This window comes from uncultured Blautia sp. (assembly GCF_902497045.1).
In the GTDB taxonomy this organism is placed as follows: Bacteria; Bacillota; Clostridia; order Lachnospirales; family Lachnospiraceae; genus Blautia_A.
The window spans coordinates 1-7248 of record NZ_CABVDF010000141.1 but is presented as its reverse complement, the minus strand read 5'-3'; the positions used below and the strand labels follow the sequence as shown (position 1 = coordinate 7248).

Here is a 7248-nt window from a genome sequence, read left to right as displayed (position 1 = left end):
TTATACTCCCCTCGAAACACCCGGTAGCTCCCCTACCGGGTGTTTCTTTTACGTAAAGGGAGAGAGGACATTCTGCTCTGTTTTTTGCTCTATTGGAAAGTCAAATGGCAGATGTTATAATAAAATCAACTGAAAACATGGGAGGAGAAAGGTATGAAAAAGATAAGATTTTTTTTAGAAGTATTGATGATCAGTGTTCTGGCATTGGGCAGTGAAGGGGTGCTGTGTAAGGCTGACAGCCGGAATTGCACGGATGAAACAAGGATCATATCCCAGATCACAAATCTGCCCTATATCGGCGGACAGAGGGTGGATACACCCATGATCATGGAACAGGACAGAAAATTTATGAAGCCTGTAGATGAAGAGGGAATTCTGGGATGCCTGAAGAGGGATTTTGACAATGACCAAAAAGAGGAAATCCTTGCGGTGACTTATGAAGGCCGGGAAGATATTCAGGAAACGGGAAAAAGTGTCAGGGTGTCTATGTATGAGCAGCAGGAAGATTCCTGGATTATTTCCGATATGTTTGAACTGGTGCGTTACGATTTTCAGGGTATGCCTGATGAGATGACAACAATGTCTGATTCAGGGTATGCCGGATTTGAAGGGAATCTGTTTTTAAGAAAAGCGAATGGACAGTATCAGTTTTTTTATGAATGCAATCGTTCTTCTAAATATCTGGCAACAGGATACGAATGGTATTTTATGGGATATACCTATGCTGGAAACTGCTTCAAAGAAATGGAACAGACTTCTGATCTGTATTATGGAGGATCTGGTTTAGAAGCAGATTGCCTGTTCAGTCTGGATCCCGAACCGTTGTATGACGACAATTACAGTCAGAATGTCATAGGTATGATCGAAGCTTATCAGTCACTGAGCTTCCAGGCTGAACGGCTGGGCGGAGACGGTTATACTTTTTATTCTACGGTGAGCCAGGATCCTTATTGTTATTTGCTGGTAAGGCTGATACGTGGAGACAGACTGGATGCAGCTGTGGTTAATGAATGGTGGGCAAACCCCTCCGGTGATCTTGAGGGATTCTGGATCGATCTTGAGGATTACACATCTCAGATAGGAGAAATCCAGGAATGCGCTGTTTCGGAACCGGAACAGTCGGGTTTATCTGAACTATTTGAAGAAAATCCTTACGAGGAGTTTTTGAAAACAAATGGTGTTGGTTCGTATTATGCTATTCTTCCTGCAGGCGAAAACCAGGAGCCGATACTGATTATATCAGACAGTTTCCCTGAACAGGATGCAGATACTTTTGTGCCTGACCTGGGATATGGAATTACCATTTATGGAAACAATAACGGGAATGTATATCAGATAGGAGATTATACTCATATAAGCGAGGCTGCTGGACCATGGCGTTTCTATGGAAATAAGCTGATGGGGTCAGGCAGAAGAGGAGGATATTTTACAGTAGATATTGCCGGAGATTTTTATGAAATGAATTTTCATCCTGATGATGAAAACGTTTATGCAAATTGGGAAGCGATTACGCTTTTGAAGAATAGAGGCTCAGGAGAGACACAGACTTCTAATACAGGTAATTCAGTATCCGGAAATTACATTCTGCCAAACAGCAGTACTGAATATCTGACAGAAGAGCAGCTGATCCGTATGAATCTTACCGGGGAACAGCTTCGTCTGGCAAGAAATGAGATTTATGCCAGATATGGGAGAAGGTTTAAGACAGCAGAAATTCAGGCGTATTTTGATGCACAGACCTGGTATGTTCCCAAATATGAACCGGAAGAATTTGACGCAATAGAAGATGATGTTCTGAATCCTTACGAAAAATACAATCTTGCATTGATTAAAAGTCTTGAGAAATAATCCGGAGCGTAATGGTCTGTCTGTATGGGAAAAGATTCTTTTCTGTTGGAAAGAGCTTTTGGAGATGATATAATAGGAATGCTTAAGAAAGCTAACTACAGAAAAATTTACTTTTATCACATAAAGGAGAAAGAGAATGGATGTCCGTGAATTTCAGGAAAAATTGAAAAAAATGCAGACTCTGGCAAAAGAACAGGGAAATACGATCCAGGCGCTACAGATTCGTGAAACTCTTGAAGGAATGGAACTGAACCACGATCAGCTTGGCGGGGTTCTGAAATATCTTACAGGTCAGGGGATTAAAATAGAAGGGACAGGAATAGAAAGCAGCCCGGAAACAGAGAAAGAAAAGAAACAGATTCCTCTTACACCGGAGGAAGAAGCATACTTGAAAGAATATATGGAAAGCCTGCCGGATGAGGAAACCTTCCCGGAAGCCGAGACTCTTTTTGAACGTCTGGCGGAAGGAAACAGTGATGCAGCCCAGACACTTGCTGCAAAATATATGAAAAAGGCGGCAGAGCTTGCCGTTGAGCTCAATGAAGAGGAAATCTTTCTGGCAGATCTGATCCAGGAAGCAAATGTCAGCCTTGTTCAGGCTCTTGGACTGGCGGGAACAGAATGCAGAGATGAGATATGGCTGCTGGAACAGGTGAAAAAAGGAATTATGGACGCCTGCAGGGAACAGAACCAGAGGAAGTTTGAAGACGATAGTCTGGTGGCAAGAGTGGAGAAGCTGGAGAGCGCAGTCCGAGAGCTTTCTGAAGATGAGGAAGACGGAGAAAGCGCTTTTAGTATCGGAGAGCTTGCAGTGATCCTGGATATGGATGTGGAGGAGATCAGGGATACTCTCCGTCTGACAGGAGATGACAAGTAAATTCTATTGCCTCAGGCAGTCAGGAACGGAGTTTTGGTTCGCTGCTGTGCAAAGCAGTATTGGACAGCAGAGGCTGTGAACAGAGCTGACTATCGGTTGAAATCTGTCAGATATTATGATAAAATAAGCGGAATGGGAGGTGTTTTTATGCAGATCAGAGAATCGGCGGAGGACTATCTGGAAGCAATCCTCATTTTATCACAAAAAGGCAACAGTGTCCGTTCTGTGGATATTGCTTCAATGCTGTCAGTTTCGAAACCCAGTGTCAGCCATGCTATGAAGCTTTTGAGGGAAGATGGATATATTGCTATGGACCGATATGGAACAGTCACTCTTCTTGATAAGGGGGCTGAGATTGCCAATAGAGTTTATGAAAGGCATACAATCCTTACAAAAATGCTGGAAAGTCTGGGGGTTCCGTCAGATATTGCAAAGACAGATGCATGTAAAATGGAACATGATATCAGTGAAGAAAGTTTTGAGAGAATTAAAGAGCGTATGACAGCTGATGGACAGCTTGATTAAACAAAAAAGATCGTTACAGATGTAACGGTCTTTTCATTTTTCTTGGCATCTTTTATCCAATATGAAAGAAAAAGGTAATTAATATTGGCACAAAAAAAGAGCACAGCATTCCGTTAAGAACAGACAGAACTACTGTTTCTTCGTCTGTGTATTTCAAAAGTACCGGAAGGGTGGTATCTTCGCTGGTGGCTGCGGCCGGTGCGATACAGGTGCAGTAATTGAGCTTTGCTGCGATTATGGGGATCAGGAAAAAGGAAAAAAACTCTCTCATAAGATTACTCATAAAAGCAATACTTCCAAGCTCTGCTCCGCCCAGACGGCTGATGGTAACTCCTGCCAGACTGTACCAGCCCATGCCGCTGGCAACAGCAGCTCCCTGGTTTAAAGGAAGCTTCAGGATCAGTGAACAAAGGAGGCCGCCAAGAATAGAACCGGCAGTGATTCCAAGAGGGATAATCAGAATCTTCAGGTGATACTGACGTATTTTTTTCAGGATTCCGTTATGCATGCCGATGCTGATACCGACAGAAAACATCAGAATGTACAGGATCATATCGGAATTTTTGCTGATAAAGCGGATGATCTCGGATTCTGTTCCGGACAGACCGCAGAAAAGCCCAAAAACCAGTGCGAAAAATGTTAGTATAACGATCATTTGTCATTCCCCTTTGTATCTTTTTTGTCAATGAAACGTCTGGTCAGAATATAAACAATAATAATGGAAGCCGCTGTAGGAATCAGGAAAAAAAGAAAGCTTTTCAGTCCGAGAGAAGACAGTTCGCTGATGAAATTTTCCTTCTGTCCAAGCATGACACCCATAGAAAAAATCAGCAGAAGGGTACACAGTATAGCAAGCCGTTCATTCCATTTTTTTAACTTTCCTATCATAAGGAATCTGCCGATCAGAATCCCGATACCCATGACAATAAATATTTTCATAAGAAATTCTCCTCGATAAGCAATATAAAAAACATTATATCATTGTAGGAAACGCTTTACAATGGAAAATACAAAAAAGAGGCCGGGGCAGAAAGCCCCAGCCTTATAGATGAGTCCGGATTTACAGGAAAATGTATTTCAGTACAAAAAGTACTGCCAGAACATACATCAGTACACTGATCTTTTTGTCTTTTGCTTTACCGGAGATGAGATTGATCACAACATAGGAGATCACACCCATTGCAATACCCTCGGAAATACTGTACATAAACGGCATTGCAATAATGGCAATAAAGCACGGAATAGCTTCTGTATAGTCGCTAAAATCGATCTTTGTGATAGAAGTAAGCATCATAAAGCCAACTATGATCAGAGCCGGAGCCGTTGCAAAGGACGGAATGGCAAGGAAGATCGGCGACAGGAACAAAGAAAGACCAAACAGCAGTCCGGCTACCAGAGCGGTAAGACCGGTACGTCCGCCCTCTGCCACACCGGAGGCACTTTCAACAAAAGTAGTTACAGTAGATGTACCGCACACAGCGCCTACAGAAGTACCAACAGCGTCGGAAAGGAGGGCGCCTTTAATTCTTGGAAGCTTTCCGTCTTTATCCAGCATATCTGCTTTAGAAGCTACACCGATAAGAGTTCCCAGAGTATCAAACATGTCAACAAACAGGAATGCAAACATGATCACTATAAAGTCCAGTGAAAATACAATGGAAAAGTCCATTTTCATAAAGGTAGGAGCCATGCTTGGTACGCTGATGCCTCTGGAAAAATCAGGAAGGAGGCTGAAGAATCCAAGCTCTGGATTTGGTTTATACAGACCGGTAAACTGACAGATGATACCCAGTAGCCATGTGATCAGGATACCCCATAAAATACTTCCTTTTACGTTTTTTACAAGAAGAACAGCAGTGATCAGCACGCCGATAAGAGCAAGAAGGACAGTGATTCCTTCGCTGTTGAAGGTTCCGTTCTGTGCGGAGCTTTTAAAGGAAAAAACGCCTACCAGTGTAGAATCATTATTAATTACGATTTTGGCATTCTGAAGACCAATAAAAGCAATAAAAAGACCGATTCCGACAGAAACCGCATGTTTCAGGTTCATGGGAATGGAATTAAAAATTGCTTCACGGACATTGGTCAGGGACAGAAGGATGAAAATAAGACCTTCTACGAAAACAGCTGCCAGTGCCTGCTGCCAGCTGTATCCCATGCCAAGGACAACTGTGTAGGCAAAATACGCATTCAGTCCCATGCCGGGAGCCAGAACGAAAGGATAGTTGGATAAAAGAGCCATCAGGCAGGTGGCAATAAAGGATGCCAGTGCAGTTGCCGTAAAGATGGCGCCCCGATCCATTCCGGAGGCTTCCAGAATATTTGGGTTTACAGCCAGGATATAAGCCATGGTCATAAAGGTGGTGATACCTGCGATCACCTCGGTTTTCACGTCTGTGTGGTTTTCTTTCAGGTGAAAAATTTTGTCGAGTTTCATAATGATACCCCCTTTTTTAGAAAAATATTAAAACAGTTCCCTTCCGGAAACGTATTTCCCTTTTATGCAGCGGTCATCAGAAAGATAAATCAGGCGTTCCAGACGATCTCTTACGCTTAAAGGCTGGGGATGACGGTAAAAGCTGTCATCCAGGATCACGGCGTCAAATGCATAATCTTTCTGGAAACTTCCAACTTTTCCAAAAAATTCTCCTCCGCCCATAGTTGCCAGGTAAAAAGCCTCTTCAAAGGTAAGTGCCTTCAGACGGTCATCGACCAGCCGCCAGCGCAGTTTTGATACCTGTACGGCATCTGCAATGGCGCGGAGCATGGAAAGGGAGTGGCCGCCGGCAATGTCGGTGCCCAGACCAACATGGAGTCCCTTGTCCAGATATTCTCTTATCGGTGCAATTCCAGAGGAAAGGTTGGTGTTGGACTGAGGACAGTGAGCAATATACACGCCGCGTTTTTTCATAAGTTCTATTTCTGCCTGAGGAGAATGGACGCAATGGGCCATAACAGCAGGACAGCCTTCTCCGCCAAAAAGTCCGAACTGATCATAGGCTTCTCCGTAAAATGAAGTTTCCGGACAAAGTTCCTGTACCCAGGAAATCTCACCCATGTTTTCGGACAGATGAGATTGAACAGGAAGGTGATACTCCTTCTGGATCTCTGCCAGCTTTTTCATCAGTTCGTCTGAACAGGAAGGAGTGAATCTTGGAGTGAGGATCGGTCTGGTATTCTGATATTTGCCGACAGTATCGGACAGCCAGCGGACCGTGGATGCGGCAGATTCTTCTGCACTTTTTTCCTGAAGGACGGCAGGACCGTTCCGGTCCATATTTACTTTGCCTACAAAGGTTTTAAGGCCTGTTTCTTCCAGAAGATCCATAAGAAGCTCGGTAGCCTCCACATGGAGCGTTCCAAAGATGCATGCTCTTGTTGTAGGACTTTTCTTTAAATCTTCTACAAAAATAGAGTACGCCTTTCGGGCATAGTCCAAATCTGCATACTTGGCTTCCTCCGGGAAGGTAATGGTGTTCAGCCAGTCCAGAAGCTCCAGATCCATACCCATACCACGGAAACTATACTGAGGAGCGTGAAGGTGGATATCTGACAGGCCGGGAATGATCAAGGCATCTCCGGCATCTCTTACAGGAATGCCGTGAAAGCTTTCCGGGAGTTCTTTAAAGACGCCTGCGCAGACACCGTTTTGGCAGACCAGATAGGACTGCTTCTGTACGGAAAGTTTGTTTTTGTCCAGGCTGAAACAGATATTTCCTTTCAGTGCAAAGGTTGACAGATGTTTCATAAAATTCACTTCCTTTCCGCAGCCAGGGATTTTTAGGCATAAAAATGCCAACTACCTTTTTGGGTACCCTGAATAAAACTTATAGGCAACTATTATGGTAGTTGGTAGAGACGTCCAACCGATTATGGACTTATATAAGCTGCTGCAATTTCTTAAGTTATGTATTTATTATATATGGAATTGATTTTTCTGTCAATTAAAAACTAATGTTTTGAAATGTCGGAACAGCCAAAAAATAGAATGGAAATTT

General features: G+C 43.4%; 7 protein-coding genes and 1 riboswitch. Of the genes, 3 read left to right on the top strand and 4 right to left on the bottom strand.

What is annotated here, in order from left to right:
- Positions 1-153 precede the first annotated feature (153 nt).
- From RDS42_RS10240 to RDS42_RS10230, 3 genes are all read left to right on the top strand, one after another.
- Entirely contained in the window at positions 154-1848 is a 1695-nt protein-coding gene (locus RDS42_RS10240) for a YARHG domain-containing protein (RefSeq protein WP_308783578.1), read from the top strand.
- 136 nt (positions 1849-1984) lie between these two features.
- Positions 1985-2725, top strand: coding sequence for an RNA polymerase sigma factor region1.1 domain-containing protein (locus RDS42_RS10235; protein WP_308783577.1), 741 nt, complete (start codon positions 1985-1987; stop codon positions 2723-2725).
- 147 nt (positions 2726-2872) lie between these two features.
- Entirely contained in the window at positions 2873-3250 is a 378-nt protein-coding gene (locus tag RDS42_RS10230; protein ID WP_308783576.1) for a metal-dependent transcriptional regulator, read from the top strand.
- 52 nt (positions 3251-3302) lie between these two features.
- Here the strand turns inward: RDS42_RS10230 and RDS42_RS10225 are convergent, their stop codons facing one another.
- The 4 genes from RDS42_RS10225 to RDS42_RS10210 form a co-directional block, all read right to left on the bottom strand.
- The gene (locus tag RDS42_RS10225; protein ID WP_308783575.1) at positions 3303-3905 is read right to left on the bottom strand and encodes a lysine exporter LysO family protein; all 603 of its coding nucleotides are present in this window, start codon (positions 3903-3905) and stop codon (positions 3303-3305) included.
- The gene (locus RDS42_RS10220) at positions 3902-4189 is read right to left on the bottom strand and encodes a hypothetical protein (protein ID WP_308783574.1); all 288 of its coding nucleotides are present in this window, start codon (positions 4187-4189) and stop codon (positions 3902-3904) included. The genes RDS42_RS10225 and RDS42_RS10220 overlap by 4 nt, the downstream gene beginning before the upstream one ends.
- Positions 4190-4310: 121 nt before the next feature.
- Positions 4311-5687 carry an NCS2 family permease gene (locus RDS42_RS10215; RefSeq protein ID WP_308783573.1) on the bottom strand — a complete coding sequence of 459 codons (1377 nt, stop codon included), beginning with the start codon at positions 5685-5687 and terminating at the stop codon, positions 4311-4313.
- A gap of 27 nt (positions 5688-5714) precedes the next feature.
- A complete protein-coding gene (locus RDS42_RS10210) occupies positions 5715-6998 on the bottom strand; it encodes an amidohydrolase family protein (protein ID WP_308783572.1) in 1284 nt (427 codons plus the stop codon).
- A 62-nt stretch (positions 6999-7060) separates the two neighbouring features.
- Positions 7061-7156, bottom strand: a riboswitch (purine riboswitch).
- Between the last annotated feature and the right edge of the window lie 92 nt (positions 7157-7248).